Source organism: Allobosea sp. RAF48 (assembly GCF_052114025.1).
In the GTDB taxonomy this organism is placed as follows: Bacteria; Pseudomonadota; Alphaproteobacteria; order Rhizobiales; family Beijerinckiaceae; genus Allobosea.
Genome location: NZ_JBFRDZ010000002.1, coordinates 137,705 through 160,144, shown reverse-complemented (window position 1 = coordinate 160,144; position 22,440 = coordinate 137,705). Strand labels below are relative to the sequence as shown.

The window sequence follows — 22,440 nt, the reverse complement described above, 5'->3', positions numbered from 1 at the left end:
AGGGCGGGCTCGCCGGGCGTCAGGCGTCGCGACCGTCGACCTCGCTCTTGAGCGAGTCCACCGCCTTCTTCACCGCATCGAACTGCGGATAGAGTGCCAGTGCCTTGCGGAAGGCGATCATGGCGCCCTTGTCGTCGCCCTGCTGGCGCAGGATCATGCCCAGGCCCATCATTGCGCCGTAATGGCGCGGCTCGCGCTTCAGCGTCTCGCCGATATCGATCATCGAGCGGATCGAATCGCCGGCGAGATAAAGCGCGTTGGCGCGCTGGTTCCAGGCCTCGGCCCAGTTCGGCTGCAAGCTGATGATGCGGTCGAGCAATTCGATCGCGAGTTCCGTCTGCTTGTCCTGCAAGGCCTGCTGCGCGCGACTCATCAAGAGGTCGGCCGTATCGGAGCCGGAGCGTGCCCAGCGACGCTGGATCAGCCGGGCTACACCCTCGGCCTCTTCCTGCGTCGCGGCGTCATGAAGGCGCTCGAACAGCCGGTCGAGTGTCGCGGCCGGACTGCGCTGCGGGGCTGAAGGCGTAGCGGGATTATCGGCCTTGTCGGACGGCGCGACTGCGCCGGGCCGCGGCGAGCCGGTCGTTTGAGCAACGACCGCGCTCGCCCCAAGGCCGCCCGCTAAGGCCAGCCCCAGGGCAAGGACGGAAGGCGAGGAAAAGCGCTTCATGTGGGGGAGTGTAGCCGCCGAGCCCCGCAGGTCAAATCACGCAGAGGCGAGCACGCAACGCAAAAAGCGGGCGCGCCGGTTGGCGCCCCGCCTTGCAAAGTCCGGTCAGGCCCTGCGCGACCAGGTCGCGCAGAAGCTCAGCCCTGACGCGCCTTGAAGCGCTTCTGGACCTTGTTGATGATGTAGACGCGGCCCTTGCGGCGCACCAGCTGGTTGTCGCGATGGCGCGCGCGGAGCGACTTCAGCGAATTGCGGATCTTCATTGTCTCAACTCCATCGACCCGTCCTCGCGAACGCGCCGGTCAAAAACCTTCAGCCTGCGACGCGGGTTCTGGCAGCATCGGCTATCCCGAAAACCGGGGTCCACTTTTCGGGCCGATGCTTGGGAGCCCTCGCCGCCCATGACCATGGTGCGACTGATACGATGCCGGCTGTATACGGATTTTTCCGCGGACCGCAAGTCCGAACACGGCTCCGGAAGCTCTCGGCCATGCAAAAGCCCGACTGTGCCTGCTTTGACGGCAGCGCGGCCGGGAATCACCCGGCCCCCTGATCCGGAGGACTTGAACATGCGCCTATCGATCCTGACCCTTTTTGCTGCGGCGCTGACGCTCGGCGCCTGCGGCAACACCGTCGAGCAGCGCATCGGCGGCGCGGCGGTCGGCGCCGGCACCGGTGCGGTCGTCGCCGGTCCGGTCGGGGCCGTGGTGGGCGGTGCGGCCGGTGCGGTCACCGGTCCTTCCGTCTCGCGTGCGGTGCGCCGGGCCTCTTACTGACAGAGTAGCGACGTCTCGGCAGCCATCTTGCCCTGCGCCCGTCCGGGTGCAGGGCAGCTGTAACTGCATCGGGCCTCGAAGTGCCCCGGTGGGATTGTCATCAAACTCTCATCTGGCAGCCGAATCCTTCCTGAATGTCCGATTCGCTGCGCCGTCTCCATGCTGCCGTCCTGGATTCGCGCCTTCGCGATCCTACGACCTCGCGCACGGCCAAGCTTTTTGCCGACGGCCTGCCCAAGATGGCCAAGAAGGTTGCGGAAGAGGCTGTCGAGCTGAGCCTGGAGGCGCTGCAGGGCAATCGCCAGGCCGCCATCCTCGAAAGCGCCGACCTGATCTACAATCTGACCGTGCTCTGGACCGCCCTCGGCATTGAGCCGGCCGATATCTGGGGAGAGCTTGATCGCCGGGAGCGCTTGTACGGCATGGCCGAGAAGCTGCCCAAGAGAGGTGACGCGCAGCGCGGGAAAGCGCCACGACGGCGCTCTACCCCGCTTGCACCACAACCGTAACGACGCGCGATCGCGTGCTATCCACAGCCGCGAAGAATTCGACGGTCTCGGCGATTTTGAGGTTGCCAAGACGAAACGAAGCCTTTATCTCCGCCTTCATCAGGCCAGACGCGCTAGCGTCTTGACGTTCTGAGACGCGCCCGTAGCTCAGCTGGATAGAGCATCAGACTACGAATCTGAGGGTCAGAGGTTCGAATCCTTTCGGGCGCGCCATCACTTAGCTCTCTCCAGAGAGCGCCGTTCATAGGGCGGCTTACCACCTTCCATTTACGCATTGTTCTGCGCTTTCCGCTTGGCCGGAACGTTGATCACGTTGTCGACTTTCGCGTGGCCGTCGTCAGCGAGCCTGCGCCGTTCAGTCTGCCGGCGATAGATGGATCCGGGCAGCCTTTCCCTGCGCCTGCTCGATCTGAGCCATGATCTCGGCGTCGCTCGCGCCGGTTACCGCCAGCTCGGCGCTGCGCGCAGATGCGCCAGCTCTTCACCTTCAGGAGCGGATCTTTCGCGATCCGATCACCCTCGACCGCCGGCTCAAGTGCGTTTTCCAGCGCCAGGCGGCGATCGTTTGCGGCCTTGTAGCCGCGACTGCCCGGCCCTCCATCAGGTCTTCGACCCAGGCAGCGACAACATCGCCAAGCAGCACGTCGCCGACGTCCTCGCGGATCGTCGGCATTCCGGTCCTCCCCTCTGCTTCAAGACATGCAGCAGGGGGCCCCATTCAACGGGGGTGGATCACAGCCTGCGAACGCTTCGTATCGCCTCCAAAGCGAACTGGTTTTCCGCAGGCAGTCCAACAGAGACACGCATGAACGTTTCGAAGCCAGGCTCGCGCCATGGCTTCACGATAATCCCGACCTTCAGGAGGCGTTCTGCGAGAGAAGCCGCGTTCTCGCAGCAATCGAAAAACACGAAATTGGCCTCCGATGAAGCGGGCCTGTACCCTGCATCCAGCAACGCCTGTTCCATGATCAAGCGCTGCTCCACAATCATCGCCGCAGCGTCCTTCATCCACGCCTCGTCGGCGAGGGCTGCGACCGCTGCATGTTGGGCTGCGGTGTTGACGTTGAAAGGCGTCTTGGCACGAGCGGCGAGGCCGGCAAGCCTGGGGTCGGAGAAGATCCCATAGCCGACTCTCAATCCTGCCAGCCCATAGGCTTTGGAAAAGGTGCGCAGCACGACATAGTTCACCGCTGCCTTGTCCAGCATGGCGATGCTGTCGAACGCCGCCTCCGGCGACACGAACTCGACATAGGCTTCGTCGAGCACGAGCAGGGTCTGCGGGCCGGTCACGTCAACAAGGCGCTGAAAGCGCTGTGCGTCGAGTGCGGTCCCTACCGGGTTCCAGGGCGAACTCAGGAAAACGATGCGCGGGCCGCGTGCGATTGCTCGTTCGAGCGCGTCGTAGTCGAAGTCCAGCCTGGCCGTCATCGCGATCTTATGGACACAAGCGCCGGCGGCCACCGGCTCGATCTCGTGAAGGCCGAAACTCGGCGCGACCGTGACGACCTCATCGGCGGGCCGGAGCGCCATGCGGCAGATTGCAGCGATCAGCTCCTCTGAACCGTTCCCGACCAGGATGCGGTCCGTCGCGATATCCAGGCTGGCTCCCAATGCGCCGCGCAGTGCCGTGCAAGCCGGGTCCGCGTATCGCCAGGGTTCAATCGCCGCGGCTGCGATCACATCGACGACCAGCGGTGAGCAGCCATATGGATTCTCGTTGCTGGCGAGACGGGCGATGTCCTGCCTGCCGCTCGCCTGACGTGCCGCCGCGGTGCTCAGCCCGGCATTGTAAGGCGAGACCCTTAGGATATTCGGATTGACCATGAAGGAATCGGGCATCTGATACGACATCCTAGGAGAGCGATGGCAGGAACGGGATCGTTGAAGCGCGCCTTTACTGCGAGTTCGCGCGTCTGTGCCCGGCCCTGAAGACCTTTCCGGGCAACTCGCGACCGACCAGGGATTGTGCCAGCCGCGCAGCTTCGCAGAGCTGGTTGAGGTCGATGCCGGTGGCAATGCCGAGCTCCTCGCAGGCGAAGGCGAGATCCTCGGTGCAGACATTGCCCGCAGCTCCGCGCAATCCGGCGAAGGGGCAGCCGCCGAGCCCACCGATCGAGCCGTCGAATTCGGCGACGCCCATCTGCAGGCCGGCAATCGCATTGGCGATGCCGAGCCCGCGGGTATCGTGAAGATGCAGCTTGATCGCCAGTTCCGGCCAGCGTTCGCGAATGCCGCCCACCAGCCTCTGTACGAGCAGCGGGTTTCCCCAGCCGGTGGTGTCGGCGAGATCAAGCGCGGTCAGCCTGACGCCGCCGTCGGCGACGATATCGCGAGCGCGGGCGATCAGGGCGATGCTCGTCTGAGCCGGGATGTCACCTTCGAAGGTGCAGCCGAATGCCGTCATGACGCCCAGTGAACAGTCGGTCACCCCAACCTCCCGATAGAGCGGCAGCCACGCGGCCATCTCGACAAAAGCCTCGTCGATCGAGCGGTTGGTGTTGCGCCTGATGAAGGTTTCGCTGGCGGTGATCGTAAGCTTGCCGTGCAAGTCGATCTGAGGTGTCGCGATCGCCTGCTCCAGGCCGCGGCGGTTCAGCCACAAGCCGCGATAGGACGTGCCGGGCCGCTTGACCAACCGCCGGAAGAGCTCGCCGGTTGTCGCCATCTGCGGCACCGCCTTGGGGTTGACGAAGGAGCCGACCTCGATCTCGCTCAACCCGGCGGCGGCCAGCGCATCGATCAGCGCGAGTTTCTCGTCGACCGTTAGGATGCGGGCTTCGATCTGCAAGCCGTCGCGGGGGCCGACTTCCGTGAGGCGAACCGATTTGGGCAGCTCCGACATCGCAGCATTTATCCCCGCACAAGAGATCGCCATGACAGGCGATCCAACTTAATTCGTCACTTTCGTATAGACATATGTTTTCGCATCTGCAATATGAAGGTCGAAGATGCGAAGGGACGCTATGATCCAGACTCGCCAATTTCGACCTGATGCGGCTGGCCCGCTGGTTGGCCTGCGCGTGCTCGATCTATCGCGTTTGGTTGCAGGAAACGTGCTAAGTCTGCAGCTGGCGGATTTCGGTGCCGACGTACTCAAGGTCGAAAGCACCGAGGGCGGCGATGCCCTGCGCGACTGGCTCGTCAACGGACATCCGTTGTTCTGGAAGGTTTATTCCCGAAACAAGCGCAGCCTTGCGCTCAATCTCAGGCAGCCGGCAGCTCGCGACGCGCTTACGGCGCTGATCAAGACCGCGCATGTCTTCATCGAGAATTACCGTCCGGGCACTCTTGAGAAGATGGATCTCTCGCCGGAGCAGTTGCTGGCGATCAATCCGGCGCTGATTATCGTTCGGGTCTCGGGCTACGGCCAGGATGGCCCCTATCGCGACTACCCCGGCTACGGCACCCTGGTCGAGGGTATGTCGGGCCTTGCCGCCAGGCTCGGATTCGACGACCGGCCGCCGATCCTGCCGCCTCTGGCGACCGCCGACATCGTCACGGGCGTCTATGGTTCCTTCGCGACGATGGTCGCCGTCCGGGCTCAGGAAGCGGGTGCGCCAGGGCAGGTCGTCGATCTCAGCCTGCTCGAATCCGTCATCACTTTGCTCGGGCCGGAAGCCGAGAGCTACCGCCAGACCGGCCGTGTGCCGCCTCGCAACGGCAGCCGCTCCGAAATCACTGCGCCGCGTAACGTCTTCCGCACCGCCGACGGCCGCTGGGTGTCGCTGTCGGCGCCCATGAAGAGCATGGCCGAGCGCCTGTTCCGGGTCATCGGCCGCGAGGATATGATCGACGATCCGCGGTTTGCGACGAACTCATCGCGCCTCGCCAATGCCGATGCCTGCGAGGAGCCAATCGCCGACTTCATCGGAAAGATGAGCCTCGATGACGCGCTCTCCTTCTTCCGCGAGAAGGAGATCACCGTCGCGCCGGTCTACGAGGTCGATCAGGTTCTGGCCGACCCCCATGTTCAGCAGCGTGGCACATTGATCGAGGTTCCCGATGCCGAACTCGGCACGCTCGCCATGCACAACATCGCGCCGCGCCTCTCGGGGACGCCTGGGGCGCTGCGCATGCCGGCGCCCCAGCTCGGCGAACACACATGGGAAGCGCTTACGGAAATCGGCCTGGAGCCTGCTGCGATCGACGCAATGATCGCCTCCGGTGCGGCACGGGCAAGCTGAACATGGCCCCCGTCTCTCCCGCCTGGCGCTCCCTGCTTTATGTCCCCGTGACGTCGCAGCGTTTCGTGGCCGGAGCCGGAGGACGCGGCGCCGATGCGGTGATTCTCGATCTGGAAGACTCTATCCCCCTCGGCGAGAAAGCCGCCGCCCGCAGCGCGCTGGCCGGCGCCATTGCAGCAGTCGCCGCGCAGGGCGGTCCCGATATCCTTGTCAGGGTCAACCGTAACTGGCGGTTGCTGGTCCGGGATCTCGAGGCTGCTATCATGGCCGGCGTCAAGGCCATCGTGCTGCCGAAGGTGACATGCGCAGTCGATATCGTGGTGGTAGCCGAGATCATCGCGGAGCTGGAAGCCGAGCGCGGCCTCGCCGCCGGCGCTATTGGCATCGTTGCGCTGATCGAGGACCCGGGGGCGCTTTTCAGGGCCGCGGAGATTGCAGGAGCCCATCCACGCGTTGTGGCTCTCAGCCTCGGGGATGAGGACTTCGCCAACGCCGCCGGGATCGAGCCGACAGCGGAGACGCTGCTCCACCCAAAGCAGCTGATCGTCTTTGCTGCGAAAGCCGCGGGGATCGCACCGCTCGGCTTCATCGGGACGCTCGCGGATTATCGGGACCTCGACGCGCTGCGTCTGACGCTGGAGCGCTCGCGGCGGTTTGGATATCAGGGGGCGCCTTGCATCCACCCATCGCAGGTCCCGCTCTTGAACGCCGCCTTCTCTCCGACGGAGCAAGAGACCGAGCGAGCAAAGCGGGTTGTCGCGGCCTTCGACGCTCAGACCGCGCTTGGCGGTGGAGCCGCGGCACTCGACGGAACGATGATCGACCGGCCCGTTGTCGAACGGGCCAGACGCCTCATCGACCGGGCTGCAGCCTTGAGCAGACCGGCCTCCTCCACGTCCGGCGATCGAGCCTGACGCGACCAAGACCAATCACAAACCAAAAAAGGGGATCAGACATGACGGGATCACTTCTACGGATTAACGGCGGCCTTGGCCGCTTGCTGCTGGCGGGCTCCATGCTGGCGGCGGCTCTGACCGCCGCGCAGGCCGACACCCTTGAGCGCATCAAGTCGGAGGGCAAACTCGTCGTCGTCACCGAGATGCAGTTTCCGCCCTTCGACTTCATGGAGAACGGCCAGTACACCGGAGTGAACAAGGACCTGCTCGACGAGATCGGCAAGGAAATCGGCGTCAAGGTCGAGTATGTCGATCTGCCCTGGACGAGCATCCTGCCGGGTCTCGAAGCCAAGAGGTTCGACTTTGTCGGCGCCCCGGTCAACGCCACCAAGGAGCGGGTCAAGCGCTACGCCTTCTCGACACCCTTCGCCTATTCCGGCAACGCCTTCATCAAGAAGAAGGGCAACACTGCTGTCTCCAAGCCGGAGGATCTGGCCGGCAAGCCGGTCGGCACCATCAAGGCGAGCTCGTCGATGAAGCAGCTCGACGCCTTCTCCAAGACGCTGCCGACGCCGATCGATATCCGCGAATACAGCGACACGACTCAGGCCTTCGCGGACGTAGCATCGGGCCGTCTCGCCGCCGCCGCGACATCGACCCCCAACGTTGCGTATGCAGCTACCAAGCGTCCCGACGCGCTCGAGGTTGTGAATCCCGGTTTTGGCACGCCGACCTATTATTGCTGGGTGATGCGCCAGGGTCCCGAGGACGCCTCCCTGACCGAGGCCGTGAACAAGGCGCTCGCCAAGATGGTCTCGGACGGCCGCGTGGCAGCCATTCAAATGAAGTGGTTCGGCCGCACCGAGCAGCTTCCATCGACGTTGCCCGAGCCGGCTCTCTGACGCCTGACACGAGCGAGGTAACCGGACATGGTCGGCGTGCAAGCCGTCATTGATGCGTTCCCCTTCCTGCTCAAGGGGACAGGCGTCACGCTGACCATTTCCGTGCTCGGGGTGGCGCTCGGCAGCGTCATCGGGTTGCTGATCTATCTACTGCACAGTTCACGCTCGCGACTGCTGTCGGGGTTTGCGCGGCTTTATCTGAGCTTCTTTCGGGGTGTGCCGCTCCTCGTGCAACTGCTGCTGTTCTACAATTTCCTGCCATTTGCGGGGATCAATTTGTCGGGCACGACTTCGGCCGTGCTCGCTCTGGGCCTTGTCGGGGCCGCCTATATCGCCGAAATCCTGCGCGGCTCTCTCAATGCGATTCCGGTCGGGCAATCCGAGGCGGCACACGCCTTGGGCTTCACGCCCGTCGATCTTTGGCGTTCGATCCTGTTGCCGCAGGTGCTGCGGATCTCGACGCCGGCCATGATCAATGAACTGATCCTGCTGCTCAAGGCGTCCTCGCTGATCTCCGTCGTGGGGCTGGCCGAACTGACGCGCACGAGCCAGACCTTCGCTGCCAGTACGTTCAGGCCGATGGAGTTCTACCTCGCGGCCGGAGCAATCTATCTTGTGTTGAGCATTGCCATTTCGTCTGCCGGCCATCTGCTCGAGCGGCGCTTCGTCAGGGGCTGAGAATGGATCTCGAACTGCTCCGGACCTACGGCCCCAATTTCGTCACCGGCCTCAAGTTGACCCTGCTGTGCTGGATTCTGAGCTCGATCGGCGCGAGCGTACTCGGCCTGTTGGTGGCGCTCCTGCGGCAGATCCCATCGCGGCTTCTGCAGGTCGTGCTGCGGGGATATGTCGAGATATTCCGCGGCACGCCGCTGCTGGTGCAAATCTTCCTGATCTACGCCGGCGGTCCCTCCATCGGCCTCGTGCTCGAGCCCGTGGCAGCCGGTGTCCTGGCGTTAAGCCTCCATGGCAGTGCCTATATCGCAGAGATATTCCGCGGCGCCTTGGCGGGCGTCCCGCGCGGTCATGTCGAGGCGGCGGCCAGCCTCGGGATGCATCCGGCCTGGATCATGGTGCGGATCGTGTTGCCGCAGGCGCTGGTCTCGGCGACGCCGCCTTTGGTCAACATGATTCTGATCATCTGCAAGGAAACGGCGGTCCTCTCGATCATCACGGTCGCCGAACTTACCTTTCAGATACAAAAGATGGCGGTCGAGACCTTTGCCGCCTTTGAAGCGATACTGGCCCTGGCGCTCTGCTACTGGGCCATCATCGCAATCCTTTCCACGCTCGGCCGCTTCCTTGAACGGCGCGTGACACGGCATCTTGGAGCGGCGAGAGTTTGATGAGCACACCGATGATCGAAATGTCGGGTGTATCGAAGAGCTTCGGGACGCTCGAAGTCCTGAAGGCTGTCGATCTCACCGTCGAGCGCTCCGAGGTGGTCTGCCTGATCGGTCCGAGCGGCTCGGGCAAGAGCACGCTGCTGCGCTGCATCAACATGCTCGAAAGCTATACGGCGGGCCTGATCAAGATCGACGGCCAGCCGATCGGCTTCACCGAATCGGGTGGTCGTCGGGAGCTGATGAAGGCAAGCCGCCTGCGAGCGATGCGCCAGCAGATCGGCATGGTCTTCCAGCAGTTCAATCTCTGGCCGCATATGACCGCCTTGCAGAACGTCGCTGAGCCGCTCGTGCGGGTGCGCGGGCTCACGCAGGCGGATGCAACCGGGAAGGCGCAGGCCATGCTGGCGCGCGTCGGCCTGGCAGCCAAGGCTCAGAACTATCCCTCCGCCCTGTCGGGGGGGCAGCAGCAGCGCGTCGGGATCGCACGTGCGCTGGCGATGGATCCGCAGGTCATGCTGTTCGACGAACCGACATCCGCCTTGGATCCCGAACTCGTCGGCGAAGTTTTGCAGGTCATGCGCGACCTGGCGGAAGAAGGCATGACCATGGTCGTGGTCACCCACGAGATCGGTTTCGCCGCAAAGGTGGCTGACAAGATCGCGTTCCTAGACGGTGGCCGAATTGTCCAGGTCGGCACGCCGCAACAAATTCTTCACGCAGCCAGCGAGCCGCGTATCCAGCAGTTCCTGCAGACCTATCACGAGCGCAACGACTTCTAGCCCCGTCCCCCGAACGCATTCTCGCAAGGCTTTACCATGCCCATCGGTTTCCGGGTCCACCCGCGTGGCCCTCGTCTGTCCGCCGACAATCTCGCGCGCTTTGGCGACGTCGCCGTCGCCCATGCCAGCGATGCCATGGGGCGCATGCGCCATGGCGGCACAAGCTTGCGGCCCTACCATGCCGGCGGCCGATTGATCGGACCTGCAGTGACAGTGCTCGCGCGTCCAGGCGACAATCTGATGCTGCACAAGGCGATGAACATAGCCGAGCCCGGCGACGTCATCGTCGTCGATGCCGGCGGCGATCTGACTAACGCACTGTTCGGCGAGATCATGCTGGGATATGCGCGGCTACGGGGCTTCGGCGGCATCGTCATCAACGGGGCCATCCGTGATAGCGCCGTCATCGGCGCCGGCCCCTTCCCGGTCTACGCGGCGGGTGTGACCCATCGTGGCCCCTACAAGGACGGGCCAGGCGAGATCAATGTGCCGATCGCGATTGGCGGCATGGTTGTTGCCCCGGGCGATCTCATGCTGGGCGACGAGGACGGGCTCGTTGCCGTCCCCCATGACAGCCTGGACGAGGTCTTCGCAACGGTCACAGGTATCCGCAAGAAGGAAGCGGAGCTCCTGGCCGAGATCGCGTCGGGCGAGGTCGACCGGAGTTGGGTCGATGCGATCCTGAAGCGACAGGGCTGCGACGAGGCCTAGGGATGAGCCTCAGCGTGGGCTGAAACGCGCGACAAGATCGTAGCGAGTGCCTACGAAGATCTGCCGCACGAAGGTGACGGCCTTTCCCGAGCGCCAGGTCCGGCGCTCGACGCACAGACAAGCCTCGCCAGGCTGGATCGACAGCGCCTCTGCCTGGCTCTCATCGGCATTTAGCGCTGAGATTCGGTGCTCTGCCTCTGTCCAGGGCACATGCTCGAGCATCCACGAGCCAGGCGGAACGGTTTCGAAGGATACATGCTCCGCCTCGGGCACCATCTCCACGGAGATCAGCCGTTCCTCATAAACAAGCGGATTTGCATCGGCGAGATGGCGACAGCTCAGTTCGATCAACGGCGTCCCGAGCGCAAAGGTCGTCCGATCCGTGTCGCGCTTCGCTGCCTTTCGCCGCTTGCGCGAGATCAATTCATAGCTGTAGGTCGCCCCGCGCGAACGGATCTCGGCTGCAAGGTCAGGAATTTGCAGGATCGCCGAGTGCATCCGCGGCTTAGCTACGAAGGACCCGGCCCGGCGCCGACGTTCGATCAGCCCTGCGCTCGCAAGGGCCGTCATGGCACGGTTCACCGTCATTCGGGCACACCCATACTGGGCCATCAGCTCGTGCTCGTAGGGCAACCTGTGACCGGGCGGCCATTCCCCGGACAGGATTTTCGCCTCGAGATCGGCATGGATGCGCTGGCCGAGCGTACCCACTTCCGCAGCCGCCTCGGCGATATCCCTCCCGGATCGGATCTGGGAACGCGCCTGAGCATCTTCGCCGATCGCCGCCTGACTGCTCAAAGCTCACTGTCTCCCTCAAACGTATCGCCCGAGCGACCTCCGCTCCTCGAAGTATCCATATTCGTATAGACATAAAATGCCCACGACGATAGATTTTCGTTGTACTCTATCAACAACTTGCCAGCTCATAGCGACCGTTGATGCTCCAGACTCCCAGACTTGCTTTCTTCGAACGCTGGACAGACGATTCAGCCGCAGACGCCGTGTTCTCTCAACATCCATCCGTTGAACTCGAACGCTTGCGATATGACGATGCAGAAGAGCTGAACCGAGCCTCCTTGGCGAGCGCGCATGGGTATCAGATCTCCTCACGCGTAGAACTCCGAGAACCTTGGTTCGCCGATGCGAGCTTGCTGGCTCGATGCCCGAACCTGCTGGCCGTCAGCTCGACAGGCGCGGGCTATGATGTGATCGATGTCGAAGCCTGCACGGCGGCCGGCGTCCTCGTCTGCAACCAAACGGGCACGAATGCGCGTGCGGTTGCAGAGCATGCCCTCGGCCTGATGCTGGCGCTGTCGAAACGGATCACAGCCGGTGACCGGCTCGTACGGTCCAGGCCAAATGCTGACCGCTTCGGCTTGCTGGGGAACAATCTAGAGAACAAGACCGTCGGGATCGTCGGGCTGGGCCAGATTGGCAGAATCACCGCCAGCATCTGCCGTTACGGCTTCAATATGCAGGTACTCGCCTACGACCCGAACTTGCCGGATAATGAGATCGTCGCTCGCGGTGCAGTGCCGGCGTCACGCGACCAGATCTTCGCCAAATCGGATTTCATCTCGGTGCACTGCCCGCGCACGTCAGCCACGCTGGGAAGTATCGGCACGCGCGAATTCGAGATGATGAAACCGACCGCGTTCTTCATCAACACGGCGCGCGGCGGCATCCATCGCGAAGACGACCTGGCGCGGGCGCTTTCAGCCGGCAAACTTGCTGGGGCGGGTCTCGATGTTTTTCTCGATGAGCCTCCACCGCCATCGCACCCGTTGATGCAGTTCGACAACGTGATCGCCAATCCGCACATCGCCGCCATGACGCAGGAATCGAATTGGACCATGGCTCATGCGGCCGCGCAGCAATGGATCGATATCTTCACAGGGAAGGTTCCGCCCCGTCTGGTTAACCCCGAGGCGCTGCCGCGCTTCCGCGATCGGTTTCAGCGATTGTCGGGCGGATCGCCGGGCGATGATGCCTCAAACGACGCTCTGAACCGCCCCGGTTTCCTCGGATGAATCGCCCCGGGATTTCCCGAGCCCATTTCGTTTGAGCCATTCAGCCATCGCTGGTTCGCCCGCCATCGGGCAGTAGCGTTCCTCGGCTTCGGCCAGCCCGATGTTGCCGGGGCGCTCGAGATGCCGTCGCTCGTTGAACCAGGCCGCCTCGTCGGCCCCAAACCGGCATTCCCCCGGCCTTCGCCCAGAAGATGATCAGATCCGCCGCGTCACAGCCCGGCGGCCGGCTAAATCGGCTCCGCAGCATGTCATCCGTCCTTCTCTAGGCGCAGGATGCCGGAAATGGCGCGCCGCCCGGACCAGGTCCTGGACCGCTCACTCGGGCTCGTCCGAGGTCGATCCAAATGATCGCATCTGCTCTGCTGCACAACTACAAGTTTCGCAGCGATTTCATAAGGCTACGCAATTTAGAATCGATCAAAATTTTAGCGTGTCGTTAGTGATACTGGGCGCATGCGGGTTGTCGTTGCACCTCTCCCCGTTGCAGGGCCGCCCTATGAAATTCAGTAACATCAAAATCCGAACCAAGATCGGGGTGGCCGTCTTGTTCGCCAGTCTCGTTGGCCTCGGCGTCTCAATCTTTGGCAGCGTCCAGCTGATGAGCGTCAAGGCAAATTACGAAGAGATGCTGCAGACGCGGCCCAAAGGCATCCTTGCAACCGCGCGCGCCTCACATGCCGCCAATAATCTGATCGCCCAGACCTACAAGATCATCGCCTATCCGCTGGGGTCCCCGAGCATTGCAGTTGCGAAGGCTGATGGTAGCGCTTCATATTCGCAAGTTCTCGCCTTTCTAAGAGAGGCAGAGATCGCTCTGCCCGCAGAAAAAGACGCGATCGAACGTATCACCGCCGATGCGCGCGCTCTGGAGGGCTCGGTAAAACAAGCTATTGCGTTTGGTGAAAGCGACCAGAACGAGAAGGCGCTTGCCGTCATGGATACGCTCGACGGCAAACTGCGGAATCTGGTGAACGCGATTTCAGACCTCAACACGCGTGTGCTTCAACAGACCGATCGTCGCTCGGCCGAACTGGCTGCCGAAAGCAGTCGGGCCACGATGATCATGCTCATCACAGCTGGCGCAGGTCTCTTGTTGGGCGTTCTCGGCGCCGTTGCCCTCGCTGCAAAAACGATTACCGGCCCTCTCCAGCGGCTGAAGGCTGCGATGGCCGAGTTGGCGCAAGGGCAATTCGAGGCTGAAATCGTGGGAGGCGACCGCAAAGATGAGGTCGGCGACATGGCGCGTGCAGTCATGGTCTTCAAAAGCAACGGCCTCGAAATGCGCCGGATGGAATCGGAGAAGCTGGATCGTGATCAAGCTGCGCAGGCGCAGCGCAACGCGCACGAGGCCGAACGTCACCGCACGGAGGCCGAGCGCATGGAGTTCGCCCGGCAGCAGCAGCAGATCGTCATGATGTTGGCTGAAGGATTGGATCGTTTGGCTGCAGGCGACCTGACCTGTCGCCTCACCGATGAGGTCGCCGACGAATACGAAAAACTGCGCAACGATTTCAATCGCGCGATCGACGGTCTTGCGGAGACGGTCATAACGATCCAAGCGACTTCGGTCGATGTCGGCACCGCGGCGCGTGAGATCAACATCGGCGCCGATGATCTGTCGAAAAGAACGGAAGAGCAGGCTTCCTCGCTTGAGGAGACGGCCGCGACTACCGAGCAGCTCGCGGCTTCAGTTAAAGCTTCGGCTCACGCCTCGCGTCAGGCAGTTGCTATGGCCGAGGAGGCCATGACAGTAGCGGAAAGGGGCGGAGCCATTGTCCATGATGCTGTCGACGCCATGAACCGGATCGAATTGGCGTCGCGCAAGATTTCAGACATCACTTCCGTCATCGATGAGATTGCCTTCCAGACGAACCTTCTAGCGCTCAATGCCGCGGTTGAAGCCGCGCGTGCGGGCGATGCCGGCAAGGGGTTTGCCGTCGTCGCTTCCGAGGTTCGGACGCTTGCACAAAGGTCCAGCGAAGCCGCGAAGGACATTTCCGCATTGATCGTGGAATCGGCTGGCGAGGTCCAGCAGGGCGTCGAGCTCGTTCGCTCTGCCGGTGAGGTTCTCAGCCACATCGTGGACGCCTCGCGCAAGGTGTCGGCAACGGTGTCAGACATATCGGCTGCGTCGAACGAACAAGCGAATGGCATCGACGAGATGAGCCAGACCGTCGCGCATATGGACGAGATGACGCAGCAAAATGCTGCCCTGGCAGAGGAAAGTGCGGCGAGCGCAACGTCGCTCAGTGATCAGATCGATCGGCTCAACCAGCTCGTCGCCAGCTTCCGAACTGAAGACAAGACGGTCGGATTGCGTCGGATGGCCGGTCAGATGGCAGCGCGGCTTAACGGCGAGCCAATGCGTCGGGCAGGCTGACAGGCGTCATGCCAGAAGGGGAGCGGCTGGCTTCGGCGAGTTAAGCTTCTTTGTCTTGCATTCCAATTTGCCCGGCTTGCTTCGGCCAAGCCGGGCACGCGCTGACCGCGGTGGCGATGCGGCCCACAAGATCGTTCGATGGGTATCACGCCAGCAGGGCTCGTCGGAGCTGGGGGATGCGGCTCACCCGGCCACTCTTCAGGCCACAGAACTCCTTGCGCCAGCTAATGGTAGGGGCGGCTCTCTCTACCCCTTGCAGGCTGAGGGCTTGTCAACCGGAGGCGAGCGGCGATGGCCATCGAGACCCTCGACATTGATATCGCCAAGATCTTGCTCACAACCCGCTGGCCATCGACACGTCGTGTGCCAGGGGAAAGAACGGCGATGTCCAAGCCATCTGACGCTCGCTCAGTTGGAACAAGCTAGGGGCATGCGCCGGCCCATTCGGGGCGACAGTCAAAACGCCGCATTTAACAAATATCAAACGCAGCAAGCCTGATCGTCTTACGGCATGTGACCGATAGAAAATCTAGAATATTTGAAACTGACATATCCGATTGCAACCCGGCAAAATACGATCCATAGGCTTTTCCCAGGTATCCATTTTCGAAATTCAAATTGCCGATCTCATACCATCTCCGCGAGATCGATCTTTTAACCGCGTGTTGCAGGCCGTGATATCGTATGAATTCGCTATAAGCTTTTGCGCATTCCTGGACGGCACGTTGACTATATTCGCAATTTTCAAGATAATTATTGGTTAATCCGCCTCGGTGAATTCTGTATGTATGAAGAACTTGCGGGATTACATAAAATTCCGAGTTCGCTGCGCATCTAAGCCAATAATCATAATCTTCAGATTGCCTATAATTTTCTTTAAATAGACCGACGTTTTCAACGCAGCTTCTTCGAATTGTCGCGCCATTTGTTCCTACAAAATTGACACGCAGAAGCCATCGCAGCGCGTCCTCTCGCGGGATTTCCCGCTCGAAGGGGAAATCCGGAAACACCAACCATTTGTCGAAATGACGCTCAGAACGGCCATCTTCATAAAGCAACTCAAAGTCACTGCAGCAAAATCCAATATTCGGGTTTCGATCCAATACATGCTCATGAATCTGAAGTCGCCGATCATGCCAATAATCATCTGGATCTAAAAATGTGATATATTCCCCAGAGCACATCTTCAAGGCAGCGTTCCTTGCGCTCGCGACACCGCGATTGTCCTGAAATGAGTGCCTCAGCTTTCCACCGAAGCTCAATTTCGCCAATTCGATAACAGAATGGCTGCCATCTGTAGATCCATCATCGACAACGATAACTTCATAATTTTGAACCGTTTGCGCTTTGATGCTATCGAGCGCTTGTTGAATCAAGCGCGCATTATTATAGTTTGCGATCAGCACACTAAATTTCGGGATTTCCATTCAAGTCTCCCGGACATTTTTATCTGTCGCTCTATTGGATTATATCAAGGTTTATTGTAGATTAAAGTCAATAAGCCAAGCTATAATTGCCGTCAGGAGCGCGATGGATATGCAGGTATAGGCACCGGAATCAAAAGTAATTACTTAGTCTTTATCATCGTTACCTGTGCGTTGCTGTCGTTCCAGCGCTTCAGGATGTTGATCGTGACGTCGCTTTGGTGGCGATGCACGCGCAGATCGAATTGCGAAGAACCCAGCGTCAGGCCGCGAATGATCACGTCATCCAGGAATGATGGCAGAACAGGATCGACCAGCTTGATCTCGTTTGCCCCCGCCGGAAGTTGCAGTCCGAGGCAAGCCGCCAACATGGCGAAGGGAGCCGCTGCGGCCCAGGCCTGAGGCGAGCAGGCCACGGGATAGGCGGTGGGTCCGCGTCGCGGCTTCCTAAGGAAGCCACAGAACAGCTCCGGCAAGCGCTGTTGTTCCTGATACGTCGCCACATTGGCGAGGGCTTCGAATAATCGTGCCGCCTCGAACTTGAAGCCGTAGCTGCCAAAGCCGATCGCGATCAAGGCGTTGTCGTGCGGCCAAACCGAGCCATTGTGATACGACATCGGATTATAGCGTGTTTCCCCCACATTCAGTGTCCGGATGCCCCAGCCACTGAAACTCCCTTCGCTCATCAGGGTGCGAGCGACTCGCGCGGCGCGTTCGGGAAAGGCGATGCCCCCAAACAGGGCATGTCCGGCGTTCGAAGAGCGAACCCGACAGGGGCGCTTGTCGCCGTCGAGAGCCAGCGCGTAGGAGCCGATCTCTTCACACCAGAAGGCGCGATCGAAGCGTTCCTGCAGAATTGACGCTTGCTGCTCCAGTTCGTCGGCGCGATCCCAGAACCCGAGGGCGCGAGCCATGGTCGCTCCGGCCCGTTTGGCAGCATAGACATAGGCCTGCACTTCGACGAGAGCGATCGGGCCTCGCGCCAGGGATCCATCGGCATGGGAAATCGAATCGTGACTGTCCTTCCAGCCTTGGTTGGTCAGCCCGCTTTCCGTTTCGCGAAAATACTCGACGAATCCGTCTCCATCGCGATCCCCAAACGTCTCGCACCACAGGAGCGCAGCCTCGATGTTATCCCAGAGCCGTTCGATCATGGCGAGGTCACCAGTCCGATCGAAATACTGGCCCGCAAGCATGACGAACAGCGGAGTGGCGTCTACCGAGCCATAGTAGAACCTGAACGGCACCTCGCCGAGATTGGCCATCTCTCCGCTTCGTCGTTCGTGCAGAATCTTGCCCGGCTGCGCATCGGCGGTGGGGTCGCTGACCACGGCTTGTGCTCGCGCCAATTGCAGCAGGACACCCTGCGCTACGGTCGGATCGGCCCACAACAGCATCATGGCGGTGATGATCCCATCGCGGCCGAACATCGTTGAGAACCATGGAATGCCGGCATAGGGATAAAGCCCATCGATCCCGCGGGTCATGAGCGTGTACAGGTCCGAGGTCGATCGGTTGATCAGATCCGTAAAGGGGGCGTTCGACGATCCCACCTTGGATATGTTGGCCGTGAGCGCGCGAAGGCCACGGCGGGCATCCTGATAGGCCTTGGAGAAATCCTGGGGCGGTACGCCGGAGGCGCAGCTGAAGGGATGAACCTGCCGTTCCGGATCATCGATGAGATCACAGGCGATGGTGACAAGGAGCGAGGTTCGCTCGCCAGGCTCCAAGCGGAATCGGAACGAGGCGAACCCGTTCGTCACATGGTACGGTTCTGGTTTGAAACGCAGGACCGTTCGTCTCACCCTGTCGTCCAGACCACGATAAGCGAAGCGCGCGGCTCCTGAATCGATCTGGATCTCCGTCTCGCCCCGACGGGCGCGCTTCATCCCGCGGACTTCGAAGAGGTCGCGAAAATCGGCTTCGAAAGACAACGACATCGAGAATTCATGTGGAATCCGATCAAAGTTGCGCAATCCGACGCGTTCAAAGCACACCGCGTTCCAGAGGAATGTCGTCCGTTCAATTGCGATCGCGTCACGCGGGATGACGGTTGAGCCGTCCCTTCGCGTAACTTCCGGATTGGCGAGGTCTACCGTCAGGGCGATATTGTCGTCCTGGATCACGGAGCAAAGGATCAAGGGGCGCTTGTCCTCGAAGAACAGTTGCAGCCGCGAAAGATGCCTGGTGTCGTTGCAGAACAGCCCCTCGGACGTGTTCGGGGTAATCCCGATGTCGCCGTAGCTATCCAGAACCGCGAAGGCGTCTCCGGATTTCAAGGTGCGAAGCGGACGCTCGACGAGGGATGGATGCGCATCAAGAAGCCTGTCGGCCTCATGCGGCGCCGCTATTTCGGGCTGCCTTGGGACAGTATTCTGTTCATGCATCCGAAGCTCCCCGTCGTCGGAGGTCATGGGGCTCGTTCAGGCGATTGGTTCACGTCTCTGCGTCTATTCTGCGGCCCCGCGATAATTACGTGGGGACGTCAGCAAGCGATCGAATGCCGCGAGATAATCGCGGGCCATCCGAGCGGCAGTAAAATGACTGTTGAAATGAGCCCGTACGCGACGGCGATCCAGGGTGATACTGCGTTGGCAGGCGGCAACGGCGTCGGCGATGGTGTCGACGATGAACCCCGACACGCCTTCCTCTACGATTTCGGGCACGGAGCCGTTGCGCCAGGCGATGACGGGCGTTCCCGCCGACATCGCTTCGATCATGACCAGGCCGAACGGCTCCGGCCAGTCGATCGGAAATAGCAGCGCCCGGGCACCGCCGAGCAATGCGCTCTTCTGCGCCTCGTCGATCTCGCCGAGGAACTCGATCGACGGATCGTCGAGCAGTGGCTCGATCCGCTTCCGGAAATAGTCCTCATCGACCGAATCGACCTTCGCCGCGATCTTGAGGGCCATCCCCGCACGTTTGGCGATCTCGATCGCTCGGTCCGGTCGCTTCTCAGGCGTGATCCGCCCGAGAAAGGCGAGATAGTCTCCTCCCCTCGCATCGAACGGGCATAGACCCGGCCCTAGGCCGTGATGCACCGTTGCCAGCCAGTTGACCGCGGCGGGCATCGGCTTCCGCTGCCCCTGGGAAATCGAAATCAACGGCATCCGCGGAAAGGCCTGATAGACAGGCAGGAAATCGGGCAGATCGAGGCGGCCATGCAACGTCGTCACGCATTTGTGAGCCAGGTCCGAGAACATCGCATGCTGAAGCAGATCGAGGTGGAAGTGGATGACGTCGAATGACGCCTCCCGCTCACGGACCCTGGCGAGCATGGCGAGATGGCTGGCCGTGTGATCGCGAATGCCTGCCAGCCGCAAGCCCTTCGGACAACATGCAACCAGCTCGGCGGAGGTTTGGGAATCGGCTGAGGCAAACAGGGTGACATCATGTCCCTGTCGGACGAGTTCCTCTGTGAGCCACGAGGCCACCCTTTCCGTGCCCCCGTACAATCGGGGTGGAACCGCCTCCGATAGCGGCGCAACCTGCGCGATCCGCATACGCATTCTCCCGGCGACGGCCCCCCCCGCGAATATGGGCAAGCTAGCAACGCCGGTCCGGGGCGAAAGTTCGGAATCAGATTCGGGCGGCGCGGCTTTCCGTCCGGCCTCTCGGCACCGTCTCCGGCATGGCAGTCAGCGTCCGGGCTATCAATCCAGGAGACGTGCCATCGCGTCCCAGGAATGAGCCCCGGTCGCCTGGTAGATCGCGCCGAGGTGCTTCTTCATGGCCTCGGTGCCCGTGCCGGTGCGCGCGGCGACCTCGGAACGGGCATGGCCGAGCGCCGCCTCCAGCATAATTCCGCGCTGCTTCGGCGACAGCGCGAGGTCCAGCAGGCGCTCGACAAGTCGCAAATTGCGCGGCCGCTCGATCTGCATGGTCATCAGGATCGCGCTGCGGCCTCCGACGGGCGTGTGAAGCTGTTCGGGGGTGATGACCAGCCGGCCGTCCGGGATCGCGACGAAGCCGCGCGCCTCGCGTCCTGCCGCTATGTCGGAGCACAGATGCCGCATGAACCGCGGCGGCGTGGTGATCGGCCCCTCGAGCTGGATATCCTGCCCGACCGAATTCGTCTTCTGCAGTATCTGCTGTGCGGCCTCGCTCATCATCAGGAGGGTCTGGCCCGAGGCGTCGACCAGCGCATGCCCCTTGAGGGGAGTCGGCTCCCATTGCGCTGCGCGTCCGTTTCCCGACAGCGCGCGCCGGAGCGGCGCTGAGGCAAGCCTCAGCGTGGCGAGGTTCTCCTCGTCGAACGGGTATGCACCGGTCCGGAACAGCAGGACGATCACGCGCGGGCGGCCCTGATGGTCGATCCGCAGGTCGAGCGCATGCCGATGGCCGCTGGCGCGCACCAGCAGGTTGAAGGTGTTCGATCGATAATAGGAGGCCGGCGGCGCCAGCAGATGCCCAGCATCCGAGCCCTTCATATGGGCGAGCGCCGCGACGTTCAGCTCCTCCGGCCCCAGAAACAGACGTTCGAATTCGTTGACGAAGAGATCGCGCGCACTCGCTGGCGAATCCTCGTGGAAGAAGCCCTCCGGCAGACCAGTCTCATCCATCCAGAACAGTGCCCCGGCATCGGCACCAACGAACTCGCGCAGAAGCCGGCATGCCATCGGCGCGATCGCCGCGATCCCTGCTCCGCTCCGGCACAGAAGATCGAGTTCATGCCATTTGCGCTTGTTCAGTCTCGGCATCGGCGAATGTCGTGGGCTCCGCTGGCGGGCGCGGTGACAAAATCCTCCCCGCCCAGGGAATGTTCCGTAGCGGAAGGCGGGAGTAAAGCTCCGACACAGAGCTCCTCCCGATTTTCACCTGCAGAGACTTGCCATGCCAAACGGCTCATCCCTACCGCGCATGGCGAGACATCTCGCATTCGGGGTTCTGCTTTGTCTCGTAATCCCGCTTTTGTCCTCCGCCATGGCCAAGGACGCTCCGGGCTCCGCCGACCATCCGCTTGTCGGGCGTTACAAGGGCTCGGAGATCATCGTCTACCAAAGCTCGGATTTCGACCGCGTCGATCTCCTGGCGAAGCCCGTACCACGGCGCTTCGACTGGTCGACGGCGTTGCCCGAGGATCTGCGCACGCGCCAGGAAGGCAGGAGCTTCCGTATCGTCTATCGCGGACCGGCCGACCGCTCGGCATTGGAGATCGACGCGAATTTTGCCGAGAGTCTGAAGGCAAAAGGGTTCGAGACCTTGTTGTCCTGCGCCGATCGCGAATGCGTCTCAGGCGACAGCGGCTTCTACCAGCTTGGCGGTTATCTCGACGACAGCCGTCGCAACGGCAACTACGGCCAGGCGCTGACATATCGTCTTGCCAGGCTGAGCCGCGCCTCGGGTGACGTGCATGTCGCACTTCTGGTCGGCAAGGGTCTGGGCGCCACGCATATCGCGTTGCGTGTCGTGGAAAGCAAGCCGATGCAAGGCGACCAGATTGCCTTCATCGATGCCGGGCAGATGCAGGCCGGGCTGGAGAGCGGTGGGCGCGTCGCGCTCTATGGCATTCAGTTTGACTTCGATAAGGCTGAGGTGAAACCGGAATCGACGCCGACGCTGCGCGAGATCGCGAAGCTCCTGCAAGCGCAGCCGTCCCTGCGACTGGTCGTCACCGGCCACACCGACGGCAGGGGTGCGTTTGACTACAATCGCAATCTTTCGGAGCGGCGCGCCAGGGCGGTCGCCGATGTTTTGACGAGGACCCATGGCGTGGCCACCGAGCGCTTGCTGCCCTTCGGCGCGGGCATGGCGGCGCCCCTCGCTTCCAATGATGACGAGCCCGGCCGGTCCAGGAACCGTCGCGTCGAACTCGTGAAACGCTGAGGGATTC

At 61.9% G+C, this 22,440-nt stretch carries 22 protein-coding genes and 1 tRNA gene; 13 read left to right on the top strand and 10 right to left on the bottom strand.

Features of this window, described 5'->3' with window-relative positions:
* Window positions 1–19 precede the first annotated feature (19 nt).
* On the bottom strand, window positions 20–670 hold the full coding sequence (locus tag AB4Z10_RS04140) for a tetratricopeptide repeat protein (RefSeq protein ID WP_441469112.1): 651 nt from the start codon (window positions 668–670) through the stop codon (window positions 20–22).
* Between the two features lie 137 nt (window positions 671–807).
* Window positions 808–933 carry a type B 50S ribosomal protein L36 gene (gene ykgO, locus AB4Z10_RS04135; protein ID WP_038363015.1) on the bottom strand — a complete coding sequence of 42 codons (126 nt, stop codon included), beginning with the start codon at window positions 931–933 and terminating at the stop codon, window positions 808–810.
* Between the two features lie 306 nt (window positions 934–1,239).
* Between ykgO and AB4Z10_RS04130 the strand changes: the two genes are divergently transcribed.
* From AB4Z10_RS04130 to AB4Z10_RS04120, 3 genes are all read left to right on the top strand, one after another.
* A complete protein-coding gene (locus AB4Z10_RS04130; protein WP_441469111.1) occupies window positions 1,240–1,446 on the top strand; it encodes a hypothetical protein in 207 nt (68 codons plus the stop codon).
* A gap of 134 nt (window positions 1,447–1,580) precedes the next feature.
* Window positions 1,581–1,955, top strand: coding sequence for a phosphoribosyl-ATP diphosphatase (hisE, locus tag AB4Z10_RS04125; RefSeq protein WP_441469110.1), 375 nt, complete (start codon window positions 1,581–1,583; stop codon window positions 1,953–1,955).
* 136 nt (window positions 1,956–2,091) lie between these two features.
* Window positions 2,092–2,168 (top strand) — tRNA-Arg (locus AB4Z10_RS04120).
* 274 nt (window positions 2,169–2,442) lie between these two features.
* Here AB4Z10_RS04120 and AB4Z10_RS04115 read toward each other — a convergent pair.
* From AB4Z10_RS04115 to AB4Z10_RS04105, 3 genes are read right to left on the bottom strand one after another with little or no spacing between them, the layout of a single operon-like run.
* Window positions 2,443–2,628 carry a hypothetical protein gene (locus AB4Z10_RS04115; RefSeq protein ID WP_441469109.1) on the bottom strand — a complete coding sequence of 62 codons (186 nt, stop codon included), beginning with the start codon at window positions 2,626–2,628 and terminating at the stop codon, window positions 2,443–2,445.
* A gap of 59 nt (window positions 2,629–2,687) precedes the next feature.
* The gene (locus AB4Z10_RS04110) at window positions 2,688–3,794 is read right to left on the bottom strand and encodes an aminotransferase class I/II-fold pyridoxal phosphate-dependent enzyme (RefSeq protein ID WP_441469108.1); all 1,107 of its coding nucleotides are present in this window, start codon (window positions 3,792–3,794) and stop codon (window positions 2,688–2,690) included.
* Between the two features lie 55 nt (window positions 3,795–3,849).
* Window positions 3,850–4,797: a hydroxymethylglutaryl-CoA lyase gene (locus tag AB4Z10_RS04105; RefSeq protein WP_441469107.1), complete on the bottom strand. Its 948-nt coding sequence runs from the start codon at window positions 4,795–4,797 to the stop codon at window positions 3,850–3,852.
* Between the two features lie 106 nt (window positions 4,798–4,903).
* Here AB4Z10_RS04105 and AB4Z10_RS04100 point away from each other — a divergent pair, with 106 nt between their 5' ends.
* Genes AB4Z10_RS04100 through AB4Z10_RS04070 form a run of 7 tightly spaced genes read left to right on the top strand, consistent with a single transcriptional unit; the run spans window position 4,904 to window position 10,773 of the window.
* On the top strand, window positions 4,904–6,139 hold the full coding sequence (locus AB4Z10_RS04100) for a CaiB/BaiF CoA transferase family protein (protein WP_441469106.1): 1,236 nt from the start codon (window positions 4,904–4,906) through the stop codon (window positions 6,137–6,139).
* A 2-nt stretch (window positions 6,140–6,141) separates the two neighbouring features.
* Window positions 6,142–7,053, top strand: coding sequence for an HpcH/HpaI aldolase/citrate lyase family protein (locus AB4Z10_RS04095; protein WP_441469105.1), 912 nt, complete (start codon window positions 6,142–6,144; stop codon window positions 7,051–7,053).
* A 41-nt stretch (window positions 7,054–7,094) separates the two neighbouring features.
* Complete coding sequence (locus AB4Z10_RS04090; protein ID WP_441469104.1) at window positions 7,095–7,937, top strand: transporter substrate-binding domain-containing protein; 843 nt, start codon at window positions 7,095–7,097, stop codon at window positions 7,935–7,937.
* A 27-nt stretch (window positions 7,938–7,964) separates the two neighbouring features.
* Complete coding sequence (locus AB4Z10_RS04085) at window positions 7,965–8,615, top strand: amino acid ABC transporter permease (protein WP_441469103.1); 651 nt, start codon at window positions 7,965–7,967, stop codon at window positions 8,613–8,615.
* 2 nt (window positions 8,616–8,617) lie between these two features.
* Window positions 8,618–9,283: an amino acid ABC transporter permease gene (locus AB4Z10_RS04080; protein ID WP_441469102.1), complete on the top strand. Its 666-nt coding sequence runs from the start codon at window positions 8,618–8,620 to the stop codon at window positions 9,281–9,283.
* Window positions 9,283–10,062, top strand: coding sequence for an amino acid ABC transporter ATP-binding protein (locus tag AB4Z10_RS04075; protein WP_441469101.1), 780 nt, complete (start codon window positions 9,283–9,285; stop codon window positions 10,060–10,062). Before AB4Z10_RS04080 ends, AB4Z10_RS04075 begins: the two co-directional genes overlap by 1 nt.
* A gap of 36 nt (window positions 10,063–10,098) precedes the next feature.
* On the top strand, window positions 10,099–10,773 hold the full coding sequence (locus AB4Z10_RS04070) for an RraA family protein (protein WP_441469100.1): 675 nt from the start codon (window positions 10,099–10,101) through the stop codon (window positions 10,771–10,773).
* 9 nt (window positions 10,774–10,782) lie between these two features.
* On the opposite strand, the gene hutC is transcribed toward AB4Z10_RS04070, so the two are convergent.
* On the bottom strand, window positions 10,783–11,523 hold the full coding sequence (gene hutC / locus AB4Z10_RS04065; protein WP_441469502.1) for a histidine utilization repressor: 741 nt from the start codon (window positions 11,521–11,523) through the stop codon (window positions 10,783–10,785).
* Window positions 11,524–11,711: 188 nt separating this feature from the next.
* On the opposite strand from hutC, the gene AB4Z10_RS04060 reads away from it, so the two are divergent.
* Together AB4Z10_RS04060 and AB4Z10_RS04055 are read left to right on the top strand one after the other, a co-directional pair.
* Window positions 11,712–12,803, top strand: a complete 1,092-nt coding sequence (locus AB4Z10_RS04060) for a hydroxyacid dehydrogenase (RefSeq protein WP_441469099.1) — start codon at window positions 11,712–11,714, stop codon at window positions 12,801–12,803.
* Window positions 12,804–13,299: 496 nt separating this feature from the next.
* Window positions 13,300–15,183, top strand: coding sequence for a methyl-accepting chemotaxis protein (locus AB4Z10_RS04055; RefSeq protein ID WP_441469098.1), 1,884 nt, complete (start codon window positions 13,300–13,302; stop codon window positions 15,181–15,183).
* Window positions 15,184–15,653: 470 nt separating this feature from the next.
* Here the strand turns inward: AB4Z10_RS04055 and AB4Z10_RS04050 are convergent, their stop codons facing one another.
* The 4 genes from AB4Z10_RS04050 to AB4Z10_RS04035 all read right to left on the bottom strand — a co-directional run bounded on the left by AB4Z10_RS04050 (window position 15,654) and on the right by AB4Z10_RS04035 (window position 21,307).
* The gene (locus AB4Z10_RS04050; protein ID WP_441469097.1) at window positions 15,654–16,610 is read right to left on the bottom strand and encodes a glycosyltransferase family 2 protein; all 957 of its coding nucleotides are present in this window, start codon (window positions 16,608–16,610) and stop codon (window positions 15,654–15,656) included.
* A 140-nt stretch (window positions 16,611–16,750) separates the two neighbouring features.
* Window positions 16,751–19,021 carry an amylo-alpha-1,6-glucosidase gene (locus tag AB4Z10_RS04045; RefSeq protein ID WP_441469096.1) on the bottom strand — a complete coding sequence of 757 codons (2,271 nt, stop codon included), beginning with the start codon at window positions 19,019–19,021 and terminating at the stop codon, window positions 16,751–16,753.
* Window positions 19,022–19,057: 36 nt separating this feature from the next.
* Window positions 19,058–20,110 (bottom strand): glycosyltransferase family 4 protein, encoded by a 1,053-nt coding sequence (locus tag AB4Z10_RS04040; protein ID WP_441469095.1) that lies wholly within the window; start codon window positions 20,108–20,110, stop codon window positions 19,058–19,060.
* A gap of 150 nt (window positions 20,111–20,260) precedes the next feature.
* Complete coding sequence (locus AB4Z10_RS04035; protein ID WP_441469094.1) at window positions 20,261–21,307, bottom strand: helix-turn-helix transcriptional regulator; 1,047 nt, start codon at window positions 21,305–21,307, stop codon at window positions 20,261–20,263.
* 133 nt (window positions 21,308–21,440) lie between these two features.
* Between AB4Z10_RS04035 and AB4Z10_RS04030 the strand changes: the two genes are divergently transcribed.
* Window positions 21,441–22,433 (top strand): OmpA family protein, encoded by a 993-nt coding sequence (locus tag AB4Z10_RS04030; RefSeq protein WP_441469093.1) that lies wholly within the window; start codon window positions 21,441–21,443, stop codon window positions 22,431–22,433.
* Window positions 22,434–22,440 lie beyond the last annotated feature (7 nt).

What these genes read in the sequence shown, in the direction of transcription:
- AB4Z10_RS04140 (WP_441469112.1), bottom strand. Translation starts at nt 670, where the DNA reads ATGAAGCGCTTTTCCTCGCCTTCCGTCCTTGCCCTGGGGCTGGCCTTA.
- ykgO (WP_038363015.1), bottom strand. Translation starts at nt 933, where the DNA reads ATGAAGATCCGCAATTCGCTGAAGTCGCTCCGCGCGCGCCATCGCGAC.
- AB4Z10_RS04130 (WP_441469111.1), top strand. Translation starts at nt 1,240, where the DNA reads ATGCGCCTATCGATCCTGACCCTTTTTGCTGCGGCGCTGACGCTCGGC.
- hisE (WP_441469110.1), top strand. Translation starts at nt 1,581, where the DNA reads ATGTCCGATTCGCTGCGCCGTCTCCATGCTGCCGTCCTGGATTCGCGC.
- AB4Z10_RS04115 (WP_441469109.1), bottom strand. Translation starts at nt 2,628, where the DNA reads ATGCCGACGATCCGCGAGGACGTCGGCGACGTGCTGCTTGGCGATGTT.
- AB4Z10_RS04110 (WP_441469108.1), bottom strand. Translation starts at nt 3,794, where the DNA reads ATGCCCGATTCCTTCATGGTCAATCCGAATATCCTAAGGGTCTCGCCT.
- AB4Z10_RS04105 (WP_441469107.1), bottom strand. Translation starts at nt 4,797, where the DNA reads ATGTCGGAGCTGCCCAAATCGGTTCGCCTCACGGAAGTCGGCCCCCGC.
- AB4Z10_RS04100 (WP_441469106.1), top strand. Translation starts at nt 4,904, where the DNA reads ATGCGAAGGGACGCTATGATCCAGACTCGCCAATTTCGACCTGATGCG.
- AB4Z10_RS04095 (WP_441469105.1), top strand. Translation starts at nt 6,142, where the DNA reads ATGGCCCCCGTCTCTCCCGCCTGGCGCTCCCTGCTTTATGTCCCCGTG.
- AB4Z10_RS04090 (WP_441469104.1), top strand. Translation starts at nt 7,095, where the DNA reads ATGACGGGATCACTTCTACGGATTAACGGCGGCCTTGGCCGCTTGCTG.
- AB4Z10_RS04085 (WP_441469103.1), top strand. Translation starts at nt 7,965, where the DNA reads ATGGTCGGCGTGCAAGCCGTCATTGATGCGTTCCCCTTCCTGCTCAAG.
- AB4Z10_RS04080 (WP_441469102.1), top strand. Translation starts at nt 8,618, where the DNA reads ATGGATCTCGAACTGCTCCGGACCTACGGCCCCAATTTCGTCACCGGC.
- AB4Z10_RS04075 (WP_441469101.1), top strand. Translation starts at nt 9,283, where the DNA reads ATGAGCACACCGATGATCGAAATGTCGGGTGTATCGAAGAGCTTCGGG.
- AB4Z10_RS04070 (WP_441469100.1), top strand. Translation starts at nt 10,099, where the DNA reads ATGCCCATCGGTTTCCGGGTCCACCCGCGTGGCCCTCGTCTGTCCGCC.
- AB4Z10_RS04060 (WP_441469099.1), top strand. Translation starts at nt 11,712, where the DNA reads ATGCTCCAGACTCCCAGACTTGCTTTCTTCGAACGCTGGACAGACGAT.
- AB4Z10_RS04055 (WP_441469098.1), top strand. Translation starts at nt 13,300, where the DNA reads ATGAAATTCAGTAACATCAAAATCCGAACCAAGATCGGGGTGGCCGTC.
- AB4Z10_RS04050 (WP_441469097.1), bottom strand. Translation starts at nt 16,610, where the DNA reads ATGGAAATCCCGAAATTTAGTGTGCTGATCGCAAACTATAATAATGCG.
- AB4Z10_RS04045 (WP_441469096.1), bottom strand. Translation starts at nt 19,021, where the DNA reads ATGACCTCCGACGACGGGGAGCTTCGGATGCATGAACAGAATACTGTC.
- AB4Z10_RS04040 (WP_441469095.1), bottom strand. Translation starts at nt 20,110, where the DNA reads ATGCGGATCGCGCAGGTTGCGCCGCTATCGGAGGCGGTTCCACCCCGA.
- AB4Z10_RS04035 (WP_441469094.1), bottom strand. Translation starts at nt 21,307, where the DNA reads ATGCCGAGACTGAACAAGCGCAAATGGCATGAACTCGATCTTCTGTGC.
- AB4Z10_RS04030 (WP_441469093.1), top strand. Translation starts at nt 21,441, where the DNA reads ATGCCAAACGGCTCATCCCTACCGCGCATGGCGAGACATCTCGCATTC.